Source organism: Paenibacillus sp. FSL R7-0128, from assembly GCF_038002245.1.
Classification (GTDB): Bacteria; Bacillota; Bacilli; order Paenibacillales; family Paenibacillaceae; genus Paenibacillus_AQ; species Paenibacillus_AQ silagei.
Genome location: NZ_JBBOCD010000001.1, coordinates 1,768,391 through 1,787,488, shown reverse-complemented (window position 1 = coordinate 1,787,488; position 19,098 = coordinate 1,768,391). Strand labels below are relative to the sequence as shown.

At 55.4% G+C, this 19,098-nt stretch carries 12 protein-coding genes; 6 read left to right on the top strand and 6 right to left on the bottom strand.

What is annotated here, in order from left to right; translation table 11 throughout:
• Positions 1-21 precede the first annotated feature (21 nt).
• Complete coding sequence (locus tag NST26_RS07300; RefSeq protein WP_340958133.1) at positions 22-1,059, top strand: LacI family DNA-binding transcriptional regulator; 1,038 nt, start codon at positions 22-24, stop codon at positions 1,057-1,059.
• A 127-nt stretch (positions 1,060-1,186) separates the two neighbouring features.
• On the opposite strand, the gene NST26_RS07295 is transcribed toward NST26_RS07300, so the two are convergent.
• The 4 genes from NST26_RS07295 to NST26_RS07280 form a co-directional block, all read right to left on the bottom strand.
• The gene (locus tag NST26_RS07295; protein ID WP_340955152.1) at positions 1,187-6,895 is read right to left on the bottom strand and encodes a HAMP domain-containing protein; all 5,709 of its coding nucleotides are present in this window, start codon (positions 6,893-6,895) and stop codon (positions 1,187-1,189) included.
• A gap of 4 nt (positions 6,896-6,899) precedes the next feature.
• Positions 6,900-8,129, bottom strand: coding sequence for an ATP-binding protein (locus NST26_RS07290; protein ID WP_340955155.1), 1,230 nt, complete (start codon positions 8,127-8,129; stop codon positions 6,900-6,902).
• Between the two features lie 180 nt (positions 8,130-8,309).
• Positions 8,310-9,743, bottom strand: a complete 1,434-nt coding sequence (locus NST26_RS07285) for a PAS domain S-box protein (protein WP_340955156.1) — start codon at positions 9,741-9,743, stop codon at positions 8,310-8,312.
• 78 nt (positions 9,744-9,821) lie between these two features.
• The gene (locus NST26_RS07280; protein WP_340955158.1) at positions 9,822-11,111 is read right to left on the bottom strand and encodes a DUF1963 domain-containing protein; all 1,290 of its coding nucleotides are present in this window, start codon (positions 11,109-11,111) and stop codon (positions 9,822-9,824) included.
• Positions 11,112-11,281: 170 nt separating this feature from the next.
• Here NST26_RS07280 and NST26_RS07275 point away from each other — a divergent pair, with 170 nt between their 5' ends.
• On the top strand, positions 11,282-13,315 hold the full coding sequence (locus NST26_RS07275; RefSeq protein ID WP_340955160.1) for an ATP-dependent DNA helicase: 2,034 nt from the start codon (positions 11,282-11,284) through the stop codon (positions 13,313-13,315).
• Between the two features lie 273 nt (positions 13,316-13,588).
• On the opposite strand, the gene NST26_RS07270 is transcribed toward NST26_RS07275, so the two are convergent.
• Positions 13,589-14,656: an SGNH/GDSL hydrolase family protein gene (locus NST26_RS07270; RefSeq protein WP_340955163.1), complete on the bottom strand. Its 1,068-nt coding sequence runs from the start codon at positions 14,654-14,656 to the stop codon at positions 13,589-13,591.
• A 108-nt stretch (positions 14,657-14,764) separates the two neighbouring features.
• On the opposite strand from NST26_RS07270, the gene NST26_RS07265 reads away from it, so the two are divergent.
• On the top strand, positions 14,765-15,646 hold the full coding sequence (locus NST26_RS07265) for an AraC family transcriptional regulator (RefSeq protein WP_340955165.1): 882 nt from the start codon (positions 14,765-14,767) through the stop codon (positions 15,644-15,646).
• A 109-nt stretch (positions 15,647-15,755) separates the two neighbouring features.
• Complete coding sequence (locus tag NST26_RS07260; protein ID WP_340955167.1) at positions 15,756-17,036, top strand: glycoside hydrolase family 27 protein; 1,281 nt, start codon at positions 15,756-15,758, stop codon at positions 17,034-17,036.
• A gap of 109 nt (positions 17,037-17,145) precedes the next feature.
• Here the strand turns inward: NST26_RS07260 and NST26_RS07255 are convergent, their stop codons facing one another.
• Positions 17,146-18,195, bottom strand: a complete 1,050-nt coding sequence (locus NST26_RS07255) for an NAD(P)-dependent alcohol dehydrogenase (protein WP_340955169.1) — start codon at positions 18,193-18,195, stop codon at positions 17,146-17,148.
• A 117-nt stretch (positions 18,196-18,312) separates the two neighbouring features.
• Between NST26_RS07255 and NST26_RS07250 the strand changes: the two genes are divergently transcribed.
• Together NST26_RS07250 and NST26_RS07245 are read left to right on the top strand one after the other, a co-directional pair.
• Entirely contained in the window at positions 18,313-18,702 is a 390-nt protein-coding gene (locus tag NST26_RS07250; protein ID WP_340955171.1) for a MerR family transcriptional regulator, read from the top strand.
• Between the two features lie 104 nt (positions 18,703-18,806).
• Entirely contained in the window at positions 18,807-19,013 is a 207-nt protein-coding gene (locus tag NST26_RS07245; RefSeq protein WP_036723873.1) for a hypothetical protein, read from the top strand.
• The last annotated feature ends 85 nt before the right edge of the window (positions 19,014-19,098 follow it).

Sequence of the window (19,098 nt, the reverse complement as noted above, 5' to 3'; positions counted from 1 at the left end):
ATGGAGGTCTTGTCATTGAATATGGAGGAGCTTGCCCGGCTGGCCGGGGTCTCCAAAGGGGCCGTCTCGCTGGCGCTAAACGGAAAGCCGGGGGTCGGGCCGGAGACACGCGGGCGAATCCTGCGCCTGGCGGAGACCTACGGATACACCGGCAGGGGAAGAGCAGCGGCCGCCGAAGCGAACGCCACCACCCTGCGGTTCCTAGTGTTCACCAATGCCGGACTGGTTCATGAGGAGTATTATCAGCAGCCCTTCTTCCGGGAGCTGATTCATCATATCGAGGAACGCTGCCGGATGGGGGGCTACAGTCTGATGTTCTCCGCGCTTGAAGAGAAGAACTATGAGCAGGGCATTCAATCAGTGATGGAGGAGCCTACCAGCGGCGTGATTCTGCTCGGGACCAGCCTGGATGCGGCCAGAATAGCCGATATCTCGGACAAGCTGCCCGGCTTGATCGTGCTGGACACCTGCTTCGATGCGCTGCCTGTCCATTTTGTCGAGATCAACAATTATATGGGTGCTTATCAGGCAGGCACCTATCTGACCGGCCACGGGCACCGGAGAATCGGTTATATCGCATCCGAGGAGCGGATTCATAACTTCGGGGAACGGGAGCGCGGGTTCATGGACGCCATGGCGGAGTCGCAGGTGGAGATTCCCCGGAGCAGCCTGCTGGCGGTGCCGCCGACTTTATTTTCCTCTCAGGGACCGTTACGGGACAAGCTGCAGCAGCTGAAGGACAGCGGACAGCCTTTTCCCACCGCCTTCTTCTGTGAATGTGACTACATCGCCATCAGCGCGATCAAGGCGCTCAGCGAGTTGGGCTTCTCCGTCCCGGAGGATGTATCCGTCATCGGCTTCGATAATATCAATGAATCACAGATTGTAGCCCCGGAGCTGACCACGGTTCATGTAGAGAAAGAACGGATGGCCGCATGGGCAGTGGATCTGTTCACCGCTTCTCTTCACCGGCAGTCCGCAGTCAGCACCAAGGTCAAAGTCGACACCCTCTTGATCGAGAGAGCTTCCTGCCGGCGGCTCGAACCCTCTACGGATTAATAAGCTACACTCACAGCCTATTTGCAAAAAAACAGGAGTCAGCCCTAACCGCATCATCGCGGCTAAGGGGTTGGCTCCTGTTCCTGTTCCATGGACCTGTTTTAGGGTCCGTACTAATCGTCCTGCTCTATTCGTCCAGCCAGCTACGCATCATCGATAACAGCTGTCCGCTGTTTACCGGCTTGGTAATATAATCCGAGCAGCCTGCTTCCAGGCACAGCTCCCGGTCCCCTTTCATCGCCTTGGCAGTAAGCGCAAGAATCGGGAGGTCCCTCCACTCCGGCTTCTCCCGGATCGCCCGGGTTGTCTCGTAGCCGTCCATTCCCGGCATCATGATGTCCATCAGGACAATTCCGATATCCGGCGTCTGCTCCAGCAGCGTGATCGCATCCTGCCCGTTCTCCGCAGGGATCACCTTCATCTGATGACGCTCTAGAATAGAGGTAAGCGCAAAGATGTTGCGGATATCATCATCCACGACAAGCACCTTTTTATACTCGATCATCTCATCCGATTGATACAGCTTCACCAGCTTGTCTCTGGAGAGCGGCGGCAGATCCTCTGCCTTGCGGTGCAGGGCGAGGGTGGATTCATCAATCAGCTGGGCATCCGATTTCACCTCTTTGAGCACCGCCATCTTGGCCAGCTCATCCCATTCGGTTTCTTCCTCCGGCGTCAGCTTCCGGTTCATCTGCACCAGCACAGGGATTCTTTTGTTCCTGGCGTTCTTGTACATCTCCCGGAGGAAGCGGATCAGATTCATGTCTGCCAGGCTGCTGTCCAGCACGATCGCATCGAACGTCTTGCTGTTCAACTGGTTCAAGGCTTTGCGCCCGGTCTCTACGGCGGTGAGTGTAAGATCAGGATTGTCCAGCAGCTCGGCTATATGCTTGCGCTCCTGTTCATCCTGGACGGCGACCAGCAGATTAGCCGTGGTGTGATCCGCGAACCGGTTCAGCCGGTCCAGCGCATTCTCCAGCTCCTCATTGGTCACGGGCTTGCGGAAGTAGTCGTAAGCCCCCTTCTGCAGCAGCTGCACCTCGTCTTCATCCACGGTCATTACGCAGACCGGAATATGCCGCACCCCGATATCGTTTTTGAGCTGCTGAAGCACCAGCCAGCCGTCCGTATCTCCGCCAAGATGCAGATCCAGCGTGATGGCCGACGGCTGGTATTTCTGAACCAGCTCCAGGACATCCCAGCCGCTGGTGGCGATAACCGCTTTGATTCCTTTTTTGTGGAGCATCCCCAGAATGATCTCGTTGAACTTCTGGTCATCCTCAACGATCAGGAACACCCGGTCTCCCGGTTCAATCCCATCGCGGTCATCCGCGAAGGGCTCCTCTTCCGGCTTGACAAGGCTGCTTCTGCGTTTGGCCGGGGTAATGTCAATGACCTCCGGAACATGAACCTTCGGAGGCTCCGGTTCAGTGAATTCCGCATCTGTCGGCAGGTACAGGTTAAATACGCTTCCCTTGCCCACTTCGCTGTACAGGCTAATCTCTCCGCCGAGCATCTCGGCGATCTCGCGGGAGATGGCAAGCCCGAGACCCGTTCCGCCGTATTCCCGGTTCGTACTGCCGTCCGCCTGCTGGAACGCTTCGAAGATAATCTGCTGCTTCTCCGCCGGAATGCCGATTCCCGTATCACTTACCGAGAAGCAGATTACGGTGGTGGCCCGCTCAAGCGACTCCTTATCCGGGTGCCACCCGTCAGCCGCTTTGCGGATCTGCAGCATAATCTGCCCCTGCTCGGTGAATTTGAAGGCGTTCGACAGCAGGTTCTTCAGGATTTGCAGCAGACGCTTGGAATCCGTGGCGATGCTGGCCGGTACACCGGGATCAATCTTGATCCGGTAGTCGAGCTTCTTGGCATCCACCATATGGCGGAAAGAACGGTCCAGCCCGTCCGTCAGCTCCGCCAGCGAGACTTCGCTGAAATCCGGCGTGATCGTGCCGGATTCGATTTTGGACAGATCGAGGATATCATTAATCAGGTTCAGCAGTTCCAGCCCGGAATCCTGTATCGTCTTGGCGAACTTCACCTGCAGCTCATGCAGATTCTCATCCGGATTCTCGGCCAGCTGTTCTGCCAGAAGCAGCAAGGAATTGAGCGGCGTGCGCAGCTCATGGGACATGTTAGCCAGGAATTCGGATTTGTACTTGGAGGTAAGGGCAAGCTGCTCCGCCTTCTCCTCCAGGTAACGCTTGGCCACCTCCACCTCATGGTTCTTGCTCTCCACCTCCGCCTTCTGGAGTACGAGCAGCTTCGCCTTATCCTCCAGCTCGTCATTCGTGCTCCGCAGCTCCAGCTGCTGCTTCTGCAGCTCCTCGGTGAGCGACTGGGACTGGATCAGCAGCTCCTCCGTACGCTGGTTCGCCTGCATCGTGTTGATCACACTGCCGATGGATTCCGTAAGCTGATCCAGGAAGGCGATGTCGATATCGCTATAAGGCCGGAAGGTCGCCAGCTCCAGAATCGCCAGCACCTGATCCTCGAAGATGATCGGCAGCAGAATGATATTAAGCGGCGTTGCTTCGCCCAGTGCGGACGAGATCATCACATAGTCGCCCGGAACATTGGTCAGCAAAATCCGCTGCTTCTCAATCAGGCACTGGCCGACCAGCCCCTGCCCCGCCCGGAATTCATTCGCCAGATGCTTGCGGTTCTGATAGGCATAGCTGGCGAACAGCTTCAAGACCGCTTCCCCGCCGGAGGGTTCATTAATGTAGAAGACGCCATGCTGCATCGATACCAGCGGAGCCAGCTCGGACAGGATCATCCGGCTGACTGCATACAGATCACGCTGCCCCTGGAGCATCCGCGAGAACTTGGCCAGATTGGTCTTCAGCCAGTCCTGCTCGGTGTTGATGCGGGTCGTCTCCTTCAGATTACGGATCATCTCGTTGATGTTATCCTTGAGCGTGGCAACCTCCCCGGAGGCGGACACATCAATCGCCCGTGACAGATCGCCGTTAGTCACTGCGGTAGCCACATTGGTGATGGCCCGCACCTGTGTGGTCAGTGTACTCGCCATGTAATTGACGTTGTCCGTCAGATCACGCCAGGTACCTGCGGCCCCCGGCACACTGGCCTGACCGCCCAGCTTCCCTTCGGCTCCAACCTCGCGGGCCACGGTAGTCACCTGATCGGCGAAGGTGGCCAGCGTCTCGATCATGTTATTAATCGTATCCGTCAGCTCGGCAATCTCGCCCTTGGCCTCCACCGTCAGCTTCTGCTTCAGGTTACCGTTCGCCACTGCTGTCACGACCTTGGCGATTCCCCGCACCTGATCGGTCAGATTGGTAGCCATAATATTCACGTTGTCGGTCAGATCCTTCCAGATGCCCCCGACACCGCGCACCTGGGCTTGTCCGCCCAGCTTCCCGTCCGTGCCGACCTCGCTCGCTACACGCGTTACCTCAGAGGCGAACGAATTCAGCTGATCCACCATCGTATTGATCGTGTTCTTCAGCTCAAGCAATTCGCCTTTGACATCCACCGTAATCTTCTTGGATAGATCCCCGTTCGCTACCGCTGTGGTTACACCGGCAATATTGCGCATCTGAATCGTCAGGTTGCTCGCCATGAAGTTGACGGTATCGGTCAGATCCTTCCAGGTGCCGGACACATCCTTCACCTCGGCCTGCGCTCCCAGCTTGCCGTCCGTACCCACCTCGCGCGCTACACGCGTCACCTCGGAGGCGAAGATGGAGAGCTGATCCACCATCGTGTTGATCGTATTTTTCAGCTCCAGAATCTCGCCCTTGACGTCTACGGTGATCTTCTTGGACAGGTCACCCTTGGCTACCGCCGTGGTCACATCTGCAATATTACGCACCTGGTCCGTCAGATTGCGGGCCATGTTATTTACGCCTTCGGTCAAGTCCTTCCAGGTGCCGCCGACTCCCTTCACCTGCGCCTGGCCGCCGAGCTTGCCGTCTGTACCGACCTCGCGCGCTACACGCGTCACCTCGGAGGAGAACATGGAGAGCTGGTCCACCATCGTATTAATCGTATTCTTCAGCTCCAGAATTTCGCCTTGCACATCCGCAGTGATTTTCTTGGACAGGTCCCCGTTCGCCACCGCTGTCGTTACGACCGCGATGTTGCGCACCTGATTCGTCAGGTTGGACGCCATATAGTTCACGCTCTCGGTCAAATCGCGCCAGGTCCCGGCTACGCCCTTCACCTGCGCCTGTCCGCCCAGCATCCCTTCAGTGCCGACCTCACGCGCCACGCGCGTCACCTCGGAGGCGAAGATCGACAGCTGCTCCACCATGGTGTTAATGGTGTTCTTCAGCTCCAGAATCTCGCCGGTCGCATTCACCGTAATCTGCTTGGACAGATCCCCCTTCGCCACTGCAGTCGTCACTTCGGCGATATTGCGCACCTGATCCGTCAGCGTACCAGCCATGAAGTTCACGCTGTCGGTCAGATCCTTCCAGGTGCCGGAGACTCCCTTCACATCGGCCTGTCCGCCGAGAATTCCTTCTGTAGATACCTCGCGCGCCACACGCGTAACCTCGGAGGCGAAATTGCTGAGCTGGTCCACCATGATGTTAATGGTGCTTTTCAGCTCCAGAATCTCGCCCTTCGCATCGACGGTAATCGTCTTCGACAAGTCGCCCTTGGCTACCGCCGTGGTCACTTCCGCGATATTGCGCACCTGATTCGTTAAGTTGGACGCCATATAGTTGACACTTTCGGTCAAATCCCGCCAGGTGCCGGACACGCCCTTCACATCAGCCTGCCCGCCGAGAATCCCTTCCGTACCCACCTCACGCGCCATCCGGGTCACCTCGGAAGCAAAGGTCGATAACTGGTCCACCATGATGTTGATCGTGTTCTTCAGCTCCAAAATTTCACCCTGCACATCGGCGGTAATCTTCTTCGACAGATCGCCGTTGGCCACCGCCGTGGTCACCACCGCGATGTTCCGCACCTGGTTCGTCAGGTTGGACGCCATGTAGTTGACGCTCTCGGTCAAATCCCGCCAGGTGCCGGAGACATCCTTCACATCGGCCTGTCCGCCGAGCTTGCCTTCGGTCCCGACCTCGCGCGCCACCCGGGTCACCTCAGAGGCGAACATGGAGAGCTGGTCCACCATTGTGTTGATCGTATTCTTCAGCTCCATGATTTCGCCGCGTGCATTGACCGTAATCTGCTTCGACAGATCGCCGTTCGCTACGGCTGTGGTCACCGCCGCGATATTGCGCACCTGATCCGTAAGATTCGTCGCCATATAATTCACGCTGTCCGTCAGGTCCTTCCAGGTGCCGGAGACCCCCTTTACATCAGCCTGTCCGCCCAAAATACCTTCGGTACCCACCTCACGCGCTACACGTGTAACCTCGGAAGCGAACGTGCTGAGCTGATTGACCATCCTATTGATATTGCTTGCCGTTCGCTGGAACTCGCCCGTAAGCGGCCGTCCTTCAATCGCCAGCTCCACCTGCTGGGACAGATCGCCCTTGGCTACGGCGTTAATCACCCGGACCATCTCGCTGGTCGGCTGAATCAGGTCAATGACCAGCCCGTTCAAGGAATCAGTAACCGTCTCCCAGGACCCGCCCAGGTTCTTCTGCACGAACCGTCTGGACAGATTCCCTTCCTTGCCGACCACTCTGGCCACCGTCTGAACCTCGTTCACCAGGCTCTCCTGAATCTCCATAATCTCGTTGAACGTATCGGCTACCTTACCGGCGAGCCCTGTCCGGTCATAAGGCATCCGGTGGGAGAAATTGCCCTTCTTCATCGCCATTAAGGCGCTCAGCAGTTCACCTGCGTCTATTCCATCGCCCTGGTTTTCTTTGATTTGGTTGTCATCGCTCATAATATCAACCCTGCCCCTTATTCAGCACGTATTTTTGCTCCAATCCAAGATGCTCACGAACGACAATTGTAAAAACAAACGTAGCCCCGGGCTCCTCCGATGGCTCGACCCGGATGCTTCCGCCCATCAGCTCAACCAGTGCTTTGCTGATCGATAAGCCAAGCCCCGTGCCTTCGAACCTGCGTGTGGTAGAGGCATCGAGCTGGGAGAAGGGCTGGAACAGCTCGCCGATTTTATCCGGGGGAATCCCGATTCCTGTGTCTCTGATCGTGAATTCAAGCGTAAGCTTCTCCGCCGGTCCCTCCTGCTTGTTAACCATTATGTATACACTGCCTGCATGGGTGAACTTCACGGCATTGCCTACGAGATTATTCAGCACCTGGCGGAGGCGGTTCACATCTCCCACCAGATCAGGCGGCACAGCAGGATCAATCTCCACTACCATGTCAAGCTTCCGCTCACGGATCTTAGCAGTGAACAGAGCAATAGTCTCACTCAGGCAGTCCTGCAGAGAGAACGGCGCATCTTCCACCACCAGCTTCCCGGCTTCCAGCTTGGAATAATCGAGAATGGGATTGATCACCGACAGAAGGGCATTGCTGCTCGTGTGGATAATCCCCGCCATCTCACTATATTCCTCCGGCAGATCAGAGGCCAGCAGCAGATCAGACATCCCGATGATCCCGTTCAGCGGCGTGCGGATTTCATGGCTCATCATCGCCAGGAATTCCGATTTCACCTTGGAGGCAACTTCTGCCGCTTCCTTCGCTTCCCGAAGCTCCTGATTCGTCTTCTCCAGCTGCCGCGCCTGCTGCTTCAGCATTTCGCTCTGGAGCTGCAGCGTCTTATTCGCTTCATACATGCTGACATAGCCCTCAATCTTGGACTTGAACAACTGCGGGACGAAGGGCTTCGTCATGTAATCCATCGCACCCACAGAGTAACCTGAGAAGATATCCTCCATCGTCGTACTGTTAGCGGACATGAAAATAATCGGCACCACATGATTCTTCTCCCGGGTACGGATTAGGCGCGCCGTCTCCAGCCCGTCCATATCCGGCATTTGCACATCCATCACAATGACGGCGAATTCCTCCTCCAGCAGACAGCGTAAAGCTTCAATCCCGGAATAGGCCCGAAACAACCGGTAAGGCTCTCCGCGGAGAACGGCCTCAAGGGCAAGCAGATTCTCGGGATGATCGTCTACGAGCAGGATGTTGACCGGAAAATCCATGAGAACCCTCACTTTCCAGCTTGTAGCATGCCTTGCGTTTATATTTCGAAAATATAGCTTATATACCCAAAATTTCAAATAACGAAACCCCATTATTCTTAGTGTGAACTTTCCCTGAGCGCAGATAATCAAAAGAGCAGCGGGGTCTGGTCTGACCTCACTGCTCCGTTTGGATACCGCTTATGTATGTTGTAATTCATGAAGCAAAGGCAGCGTAATCTCAACTATTGTTCCCGTCGGCTGGTTGGTTTTGAACTGTAGAGTCCCCTTATGATTATGGATAATTTTCTTACTGATCATAACACCTAATCCATTCCCTCCGGATTTGGTCGTGAAGAACGGAGCACCGATCTGCTGCAGAAGCTCTACCGGTATGCCCGGCCCGGTGTCGATGATGCGAATAATGGCTGTATGCTCCTCATGTTTCAGCTCCAGCGTAATTTCTGCTCCGTGCGGGCTTGCTTCTATCGCATTTTTCAGCACATTGATGAACACCTGCTTCAGCTTGTTAACCGCGCACCGGACAGGCAGGCTGTCGAGATCCGTGTGCATGACAATTTCGTTATCTGTCATATGCGCCTGCGCATTCAGCAGGACAATCACCTGTCCGAGCAGCCGGACCAGGTTACAGTCTGCCAGCTCGGACGGCATTTCCTTGCCCAGCAGCAGCAGCTCGCTGATGATTGAATTGATCCGATCCACCTCTGACAGGATGATCTCGTGCAACTCCCTGTTCATCTTGGAGCGGGAATACAGCAGCTGGACGAACCCGCGGATGCTGGTCAATGGATTGCGGATTTCATGGGCAATGCCTGCGGACAGCTCACCGATCATGGACAGGCTCTCGCTATACCTCAGGAACTCTTCCGTTTTTTTTCGTTCGGTCATATCGCGGGTAATCGAGATTACCAGCTGGCGGCCATTCAACCTGAATGGCTTCGCACTGATCTCCACCGGAATTTCCCTTCCATCCTTCGTAACCTCAACCCATTCGACGAACATTCCTTCTCCGCTAAGAATGGACCCGAACATCTTATTCACCTCCGGCACCAGAGCTTCTGCGGCAATAGAGCGCGGGGTCTTGTCCAGCAGCTCATGGCGTGTGTAGCCCAGCATCCGGCAGCCCGCTTCGTTCACATCCAGGAACTTCGAAGGCTTGCCCTCCTCATCCTGCTCATAAATGAAAATGGGATCGTTCGCTTCATTAAACAGCTTGTAATATTTCAGCTCTGAGAACTTGATCTCCGTTACATCCCGTAGTACACATACATATGCTGTAATGCGTCCTTCCGGATCTTTGACAGGGGATATGGTTATCTTGACACTGATCAGCTCTCCGTTCCGCTTAATCCGGAAGGTATCGAGGGCAAACAGAGGCATCCCCCGATCGATGAAATTATACATCTGGTTAAGCTCGTCCCTGAGCTCTGGGGGAACATGAGGGAAATCATGGAGGTTCAATTCCTCTGTTGACCAGCCGTACAGCTCCACGAATTTGGAATTGGCGTAGCTCACTTTTTTGTCCATACCCAGAATGTAAATCGGGTCCGGGCTGTGCTCGGCAAAAGAATACAGTGAATAATGCATCATCTGATGAACTGAGAAACGACTCATATATCAGCTCCCGCAGCCAGTTTATTTTTCATTCCATGGTAGCACTTTACCTGTAACTTATCTGTGACAAAAGCAGGCTCAGGTCTGCTGGTAATTCACCGCTGTAATCAGGCACTCCCGGCACAGAAAAGCATAATAAATTCCCTCGTCCTCCGCCACCTGGCCCATATCCGCCTGCGCCGCAAAAGTCATCGTCTGTGCGCAGCAGGGACAGGCCGGATAGTCCGCATCCTGAATCCAGGCCGGATGACCTCCGATCTGCGAGGCCGGTGCCTCCAGAACCCAGTATGCACTCTCATAAGTACCTGCCGGCTGTTCCGACAGCTGCATTACATGCCACGTGTTGAACGCCAATGCTCCTCCAGTATTGTCAGGCAGATATCCAGGAACAACATTATATTCACTCCATGCATACCCGCCCTCCAGATCAGCCTTCATATATACAGTGCCATAACAGTTGCAGTGCATACAGGCTGCAATTCTTAGTCGCTTGCCGGGAAGCTCCATGAACCTAACCTGCGGATGCTGCAAATCATAATCAAATAAAACAGTTAGCGCACCTCCGCACCAAGGACAGGCGTGCGTTCCTGTCTGGAGCATTTGAACAGCCGCCGGAGCACCGGGCGCTTCCAGAGTGTCTTCCCTGCTTACCAGGAAGGGGTAACATTCAGGATGATACAGCTGCCTTTTGTCCCCTCCGGCATCCAGCTCCCAGCCCGCTTCACGGGCATACATCTCGGGAGCTATATATAACGCTGACGCCCACTCCGGCGGGGACTGCCGCCATGCCGATAACAGCCTGACCACCTCTTCATCGCCAATCCAGGCCAGCGCCAGCAGCAGCAGATTACGGTTAGCCGGATCGGACTCCACCTGAGCAATGAGCCGGTCCCTGACCTGCGCGTCAGCATCCTTGAAGAGGATCGCGGGCGCATAATTCCCTGTGTGGAGGAGCATTTCCAGACCCGGCCCAAGCCGTGTATCCGTGAAGCAGAGGAGTGACACCAGCACCGTCTCCGCCTGGTCTATATCCTCTTCTTCTAATAAATGAACGGCGTAGCTCTCCATCCGCCCTCTCTCTTCCTCCGTCAGTCCGTGATACAGCTCCTGTGCGGTCCGGGGGTAGGGGACTTCCTTGATCAGCGGATCAGGCTTCCGCGGGCTGTGCATCATGGTGAGAATTTCAACCGGATCATGGATACCGGCGTACCTGTTCACCTCTTTACGGTTCTGCTCAATATAAGCTTGTCTCTCCTCTGCAAGCTTCCGCTGCTGGCAGGGCATACAGATACCCCCGGTCTTCAGTGCGGTTGCAGGAAGAATGCTTCCCGTGCAGCCCGGGGTCTGACAAGGCAGACGTTCGCTCATATGTTCTCTCTCCCTTCGTGATCAGTACGCAGACTATGATTTTATTAACATTATAAGATAGAGGACTTCCGGGATGCCAGCAGACGGATTCCGCCCTGGCCCTTGACTGTTCGCCCGCCATCTAAGATAATAACAACCTCTGCCGTATATCATGCAGGACAAGACTAACATTGACAGGAAAAGGGGCGGTCGTTATCAACTGGTTAAATGATCTCTACAAATTACAGAAGCAGGAGCCGGCCAAAGACGCCGAGCCTGCTCTGGTCAATGCCATCTTCCGCATGTATGACCGGTTCAAACGGCTCGGTCTCACCGAACGGCTCGGCCAGCAGGATATGTCGCTGGATATTGCCGACGCTTATGTCCATGGCCGAAATGCCATGATTGAAGCCGGAGTCGGTATCGGCAAATCCTTCGCCTACCTGATTCCCGGCCTGCTCATCAACCAGCTCTCCCGGCAGCCGGTCATTATCGCCACCTCGTCCATCCAGCTCTCCGAACAGATCCATAAGGATCTGCGGTTCATCGGCAGCCGGCTCGGCTTCTCCATGGTCCGCTCTGTAGTCGGCAAGGGCATGGGGCAATATGCCTGCCGGTACCGGGCAGCGGACCTGTTCCCGTCCGGGGAGTCCGGCTCACCGCTCACTGTAATGGCAGAACGTATCCTGAATGCAGAAATCAGCGAGCGGGCAGATCTGAAGGGCGGAGTCAGTGATGCCTTATGGTCTAACGTGTGTGTGACAGATTGTAAGTTCGAGCACTGCCACTACAAGCATACCTGCGCCTTCTACGACATGCGGGCCAAGATCAACGCCGGCCCGGGCGAGATGGATATCATCATCGTGAACCAGGACCTGCTGATCCGAGACCTGATCAAGAAAAAGGAAGGGACCAAAGGCCTGATCACCGAGCGGCCTGCTCTGATCGTTATAGATGAAGCACATAATCTTGAGGCCAAGGTCAGGGATGCCCAGACGCTCGAATTCACCTTCCGGCAGATCGCCCGGGTGCTGGAGGATGCCATGCAGCTTCTGTTCAAGCAGTCGGCGGACCGCAGCCTGATGAAGTCCTGCCAATTCGTCCGTCGCTGTGCCAAAGAGTTATTCAGACAGATAGAAGCAGACCTGCTGCACACGGCCAAGCAGGACACTGACCGGATTAAAGTATCGGCGATTACCGGAGTCCCGCTGCAGCAGGCCGTGCAGATTCTGCAGGAGTTCCGCCTCAGTCTCTCGGTCCTGACCTCCCGGCATGAGCGGGAGATTGATAATACCTTCGAAGCGGTTAACGGAATGATTGACCTCTTCCAGGTGCTGGCCGGGACGGAGGACAACTATCTGCTCTGGGCCAGTGAGCCCCGGGGAGAAGCTACCGTCAGCATCTGCCCCAAGGGGATCAGCCAATTCCTGAAATACAGTCTGTTTAGCGGCAAGACCTCTGTCATCCTGACCTCCGCAACCCTCAGCCAGTCCGGCGGTACGCTGGAGGAACAATACGCTTATCTCTCGCGTTCGCTGGGCTACAGAGGGGAGTATATGGAGCGTCAGGCTTCACCGTTCGATTACGACAACCATACGATGATGTATATTGCCAAAGACGTTCCTTACTATAACCACAACAACCGGGAAGCTTATCTGGAAGCGGCGTATAAGGAGCTGCTGCGGCTGTGCAATGTAACGGACGGGCGGACGCTGGTGCTTTTTTCGGCCAAAGAGGATATGAAGTACATTCACAAGAAGCTGAGTGCGGAGAAGCTGAACTGGGCGCTGCATATGCAGCGGGAAGGCTCGTCGCAGGACGGTGTGATCGCTGAGTTCCGGGCGAGTAAGGGCGTGCTGCTGAGTACCGGTGTATTCTGGGAAGGGGTGAATATCGAGGGTGCAGATCTGTCGCATCTGATCGTCTTCCGGCTGCCGTTCCCGGTTCCGGCTGATCCTGTCTACGAATACAAGGCTGCGCAGGCGAAGAATCCGCTCATGGAGGTCTACGTGCCGGACATGCTGCTGCGCTTAAGACAAGGTACCGGGCGCCTGATCCGCAGCGAGACAGACCTCGGTGTACTCAGCATCCTGGATTCCCGCCTGGCGGCCGGAGCCCGTAACCCGTACCGGGAGCAGGTCCTTGCCGCCCTGCCGTTCACCAAGGTGACGGAGGAGTTCGGGGTGCTGGAGAGGTTTGTGCGTGAGAAGGGAATTCATCGGTGATGAGGGACGGAATGGCAGGTTGGAGTGCTGAGACGTATGTGCCTATTGCACTTTGTACATTAGATCGAGCTATAAAACTACCCTTCTAGCCTTTCTACTGTATTATGTACAGCAGAATTTAGAGATTTTGCCCATATTGGGCCTCTCTCCAGTATTCTACTGTACTAAATACAATAGGGACTATTTTTAGAGGTGTTTTATGAATTTCTATTGCACATAGTGCAATCACCATTGGACTACTGGACTACCCGCTCCATTTCTTCACCAGCCAGATCACCACTTCATCAGCTTCCTGATCTCTGACGCCAGTCTATCCGCCGCTTTGCGGTGGGTCACCCGGGAAGGGTGGAAGTCGACGGCGTAGCCGTCCTCTTCGCGCTGCACCTCGAATTTCATCACCGAGATTCTACTGTCACCGGTTTCCCGGACATAGCGGTCCACCGCCTGCTCCAGGATAGGATACAGCCTGTCCCCCATGATCCCGAGCGTACACAGAATGGTCGAATCGGGATTATTCCGTCTGACCATTTGTAGAAAAGCGACATAGTTCTCTGCATAATCCGCCTGCTTGGCAGGGTCATCCTTCGTGTACGAATCGTCGTTGGTCCCCAGATTAATAACGATCAGCTCCGGCGTGAATCTGCTGAAATCCCAAGCTATCTCCTGAGGCAGCAGACTGCCGCCGAACCTCCCTTCAGACTTGCCTACCTTCTCGTAGTAATCGGGCAGAAGATGCGTGGTGAGCTTCTGATCATTTTCTGTATAGCCGGTAATAATGCCGTATCCGCTGTAACACACCATACTGTAATCCGCACCAAGCTGCTCTGCGCTCAGGTAGGCATAAGCCTTCGTTACATTTTCTGTAGCCGTAGAAAAGGTATGCAGCGCTTCTTCATCATCCACACCATACCCGCAGGTAATGGAATCGCCGATGAATTCGATCGTATGCTGCGGAGATGGAGTCGGCTTAATCCCTTCCTCAGCCTGCACCGCGATCTCCGCAATGCCAACCGTTGACATGGCTGCTTCAGACAGCTTCGTTATTCTTACAGTAACCTCTTGCCCGGTGTCGCTTTCAAACACTGTATACGTTTTGCGTAGCTGATCCACCTGATCGTCTATCACCTGCTGGCCGTTAACACTGATTCCAATCCGGGCCAGATTGTTGCCGGTTGCAGCGATATCATCGCCTTGCAGAGTGATCCGGGCCGCCCGGCCGTAGAATGAGAATTCCACCCCGCTCCCGGAAAGAGCCAGCCACAGCACCTCTCCCATCCAGTGGGTCCGTCCGATGAGTCTGACATGATTAGCTGCCGGTTGGTACGTCTGCATCTGGGACATTCCATAACCTTCCTTCTCTCGTTTCTATTCGTAACAGTAGCAAAGGCGCTTTATATTTTCAATGATATGTTAAGATATTAAGTACTTGTTGAGAAAAGGAGGCTATCCATGGACATCCCCAGAGGGACCTATGGCTTTCGCTTTGCCGAAGATAAGGAGCTGCAGCTGTGCGTATTGTTCGCAGCCGGTTATGATTCCGTCTCCGATCCCACATACCGCTGGGACGGGATGGAGCGCAGCGACGGCCCGCTGCTGCTGTTCCAGTACACGCTCTCCGGTGAGGGCGTGTTCGAGTCAGAGAACCGGACCTACCGGGTCCGGGCCGGACAGGCTCTGCTGGCGGAAATCCCGGGACCTCACCGGTATTACTATCCGCCGGATGCGGCAGAGCCCTGGGAGTTCCTGTTCCTCCTGCTGCGCCCAAGCCTGATCCTGCCCCACTGGCGCAGATTCCTGCGCGAAGCGGGCGAGGTGCCCCGGCTGCCCGCAGATTGTGCCCCTGTCCGGCTGGCGCGGATGATTGTAATGGATGCCGGAGCGGGCAGAATCTCCGATCCGCTGATCGCCTCATCCAGCGTCTATCAATTCATGACCGAATTGACCCGAATGCAGACAGCTACGCTACGCGACAGGGACAAATGGTCAGAGAATATTAAGCGCGCCGCTGCATTCATCGAGCAGCATTACCCGCAGATGATCAGCATCGACCAATTGTCGGAGCATGTCTCCCTGTCCAAATATCATCTCATCCGCCGTTTCTCGGCCAGCACCGGCCTGACACCCGGCGCTTATCTGACCCGGGTCCGAACGGAGAAGGCGATGGAACTGCTGCGGGGGACAAGCTTAAGCATTGAAGCTATTGCACAGCAGATCGGCTATTCCAGCGGAAGCTACTTTATCAAGGCCTTCCGCAGCCTGACCGGACTGACACCAGGCGATTTCCGCAGCGGGGGCGAGAGCCTGATCTACCGCCAGCTCTTTTTCGATTAAGCGCAATATAGTGCTATTCCACTTGCAACATTACTATAGATATTGGGTTTCTCCTTGATTATGATGGACTTATGAGGAGCAATAATCCATCTGATAAGGAGATTACACAATGAATCATAAGCTTGCAGCACCTATCCCCCCGCTGGGCTGGAATAGCTGGGACTGCTACGGCGCAGCCGTAACCGAAGCGGAAATCCGCGGCAATGCGGAGTATATGGCCGAGCATCTCAAAGACTACGGCTGGAGCTATATCACCGTTGATATCCAGTGGTATGAGCCTGGTGCCGTGTCCTCCCTGTACCGCCCCTTCGTCCCTCTAATCATGGATGAATACTCCCGGCTGATGCCAGCCGAGAACCGCTTCCCTTCGGCAGCGGGCGGGCAGGGCTTCAAGCCGCTGGCTGACTATGTCCACGGCCTAGGACTGAAGTTCGGTATTCATATTATGCGCGGCATTCCGCGTCAGGCCGCCCATGCAGGCACCGCGATTCTGGGGACGGAGGCAACTGCCCGCGAGATCGCGCACACGAACTCCATCTGTCCATGGAATACAGATATGTACGGTGTCGATGCTTCCAAGGAAGGCGCTCAGGCCTACTATAATTCACTCTTTGAACTGTACGCGCAGTGGGGCGTCGATCTGGTCAAGGTGGATGACATCGCCGCTTCCAGACTATACGATACCCATCAGCCGGAGATTACCCTGATCTCCCGGGCAATCGAGAACTGCGGCCGCCCCATGGTCCTGAGTCTCTCCCCCGGCCCTGCTCCGGTAGAATATGCACAACATTTCATCGAGCATGCCAACATGTGGCGCATCACGGATGACTTCTGGGACCGCTGGGAGCTGCTGCTGGACATGTTCAGCCGCTGCCGCAGCTGGCAGGGCGTCCCGCAGGCCGGCTCCTGGCCGGATTGCGACATGCTGCCGCTCGGCCACATCGGCGTCCGCTCCGTTGACGGCGGCGGGGATGACCGCTGGACGCGCTTCACCCGGGATGAGCAGCTGACGATGATGTCGCTGTGGAGTATTTTCCGTTCGCCGCTGATCTTCGGCGGCGAGCTGCGGGACAATGACGACTGGACCCTGTCGCTGCTCACCAACCGCGAGGTGCTGCGCATGCAGCGCGAGAGCCATGGCGCCAGGGAAGCCCTTCACCACGATGAGCTGATCGTCTGGACCGCTGCTCATGACGACGGCACCCGGTATGCTGCCGTCTTCAACACCAGTAACAGCCCGCTGCCGGTTGACCTGAACCTCGAAGAGATTGGCCTCGACGGCGTGGCCGCAGGTACGGAGCTGTGGAGCCAGACGCCTGCTGAGCTTAGCGGCGGCGTGCTGCAGACCACCGTGCCTCCGCACGGGGTGCGATTATATAGCTTCTCGTAGGAGAAGCTAGGCAGAAATATCAACAGCCTGCGGGAATGGAGTAGTTCCATTCCTGCAGGCTGTTTTTCAAACAATATAGATTAAGAATCTTTCTTGCTCCTCTAAAGACTTAAGCCTTCCCCATCGTGCTGATATCAATCACAAACCGGTAACGCACATCCGAGGCCAGCACACGTTCCCAGGCTTCGTCAATCTGGTCAGCCGAAATCACTTCGATCTCGGAAGCAATCTGATGTTCAGCGCAGAAATCAAGCATCTCCTGTGTCTCGCGGATTCCCCCGATCATCGAACCGGCAAAGGAACGGCGGTGTCCGATCAGCGAGAAGGCATTAACAGCCAAAGGATCAGCAGGCGCACCGACATTCACCAACGTCCCGTCCAGCGCCAGGAGTGACATGAAAGCATTGATATTCACCTGCGCACTGACCGTATTAATGATCAGGTCGAAGGAACCGGCCAGCTGCTTAAATGTCTCCGGATCAGTGGTGGCATAATAATGATTTGCGCCCAATTGCAGGCCGTCTTCCTTCTTCTTCAGGGATTGGGATAACACCGTAACCTCAGCCCCCATGGCATGAGCAATTTTTACTGCCATATGCCCCAGCCCGCCGAGACCCACTACAGCCACCTTTTTGCCGGGAGCAGCTCCCCAGTGGCGCAGTGGTGAGTAAGTAGTGATTCCGGCACACAACAGCGGTGCAGCAGCGTCAAGCGGAAGGCTGTCAGGAATCCGCACCACGAAGTCTTCAGTGACAACGATATGCGTGGAATATCCGCCTTGCGTATAGTGCCCGTGGCGGTCAGTCGCTCCATAGGTTCCCGTGTTTCCCTCCAGGCAATATTGCTCCTCGCCTTGCCGGCAGCTGCTGCACTCTCCGCAGGAATCGACCATACAGCCTACCCCGACACGGTCGCCAACTGCATATTTCGTCACTCCAGAACCGATCTGGCTGACAATACCTGCAATTTCATGCCCCGGAACCAGCGGATATTTCACCGGTCCCCACTCCCCGCGGACGGTATGAATATCGGAATGGCAAATACCGGCGTATTTAATCTCGATCAGAACATCCTGCGGCAGCAGCTCCCGGCGTTCGATCGTAGTCAGCTTGAACGGGCCTTCCTGGCTGAATGCAGCACGTGCGTTAACTTGTATCATAGTGAACCTCTTTTCAATAGAATAGTAGACATCATTCTTTAAGCTTTACAAAGCCTATGATATTCCTTAAAGTTAACTCTAAGTCAAGCCCGAAATATCCAGGACAGGAGAACGATGATGAAGACCTATTCCATAAGCGAAGCGGCAGCGCATTTCAACATGACCCCGTATACCCTGCGTTATTATGACAAAGAGGGCCTGCTCCCTTCTATAGAGAGAACTCCCAGCGGCAAACGCGTATTCAAGCCCTCCGATATGGAGGCCCTGCGGATTATTGAATGCCTGAAGGCCTCCGGGATGCCCATCAAAGAGATTAAGCATTTCATTGAATGGTGCTCCGAAGGAGATTCCACCCTGCAGCGCCGATACGACATGTTCTTGGAGCGGAAGGCTTCCGTAGAAGCGCAGATGGAGGAATTAAGAAAAACGATGGAAGTCATAGACCATAAATGCCACTATTATAAGACTGCCCTGGAAAAGAGTATGGAAGTGGTCCACCAATCCTAACCAGCCGTATGGTTCATCAGCCTCCGCTGCGGTTATCGATACATAGAACGGTTACCGCAGACACATCCTAAGACAGAACCTGCACTTAGAAGGGAGACTGACAGATGAAGGATGATAAAAAAGCACCGCTCGACGGACGCACCGCAGGCGTCCACCCGATTCCGGAGGGCGAACCCAGTCCGGCGGACGGTCAATCGGAAACAGATAAGCTGGATGAGGTCGTAGGCGCCGTGCTGGGGAATGACCCCGAGGTGTCAGCTCCTGGCCTTGCACCAGATCCGGAAGAGAAGAAGCACCGCAAGAATCCATAGCCTTGTGATGAGGCAGTACACAGCCGGGCCGGACAAGAGGATATCTCTTATCCGGCCCGTTTATTTTGTATGCTGATTTTGCCCC

Bases quoted from the DNA above. Each gene is read 5' to 3' on its own strand.
- NST26_RS07300 (WP_340958133.1), top strand. From the start codon at position 22: ATGGAGGAGCTTGCCCGGCTGGCCGGGGTCTCCAAAGGGGCCGTCTCG.
- NST26_RS07295 (WP_340955152.1), bottom strand. From the start codon at position 6,895: ATGAGCGATGACAACCAAATCAAAGAAAACCAGGGCGATGGAATAGAC.
- NST26_RS07290 (WP_340955155.1), bottom strand. From the start codon at position 8,129: ATGGATTTTCCGGTCAACATCCTGCTCGTAGACGATCATCCCGAGAAT.
- NST26_RS07285 (WP_340955156.1), bottom strand. From the start codon at position 9,743: ATGAGTCGTTTCTCAGTTCATCAGATGATGCATTATTCACTGTATTCT.
- NST26_RS07280 (WP_340955158.1), bottom strand. From the start codon at position 11,111: ATGAGCGAACGTCTGCCTTGTCAGACCCCGGGCTGCACGGGAAGCATT.
- NST26_RS07270 (WP_340955163.1), bottom strand. From the start codon at position 14,656: ATGTCCCAGATGCAGACGTACCAACCGGCAGCTAATCATGTCAGACTC.
- NST26_RS07265 (WP_340955165.1), top strand. From the start codon at position 14,765: ATGGACATCCCCAGAGGGACCTATGGCTTTCGCTTTGCCGAAGATAAG.
- NST26_RS07260 (WP_340955167.1), top strand. From the start codon at position 15,756: ATGAATCATAAGCTTGCAGCACCTATCCCCCCGCTGGGCTGGAATAGC.
- NST26_RS07255 (WP_340955169.1), bottom strand. From the start codon at position 18,195: ATGATACAAGTTAACGCACGTGCTGCATTCAGCCAGGAAGGCCCGTTC.
- NST26_RS07250 (WP_340955171.1), top strand. From the start codon at position 18,313: ATGAAGACCTATTCCATAAGCGAAGCGGCAGCGCATTTCAACATGACC.
- NST26_RS07245 (WP_036723873.1), top strand. From the start codon at position 18,807: ATGAAGGATGATAAAAAAGCACCGCTCGACGGACGCACCGCAGGCGTC.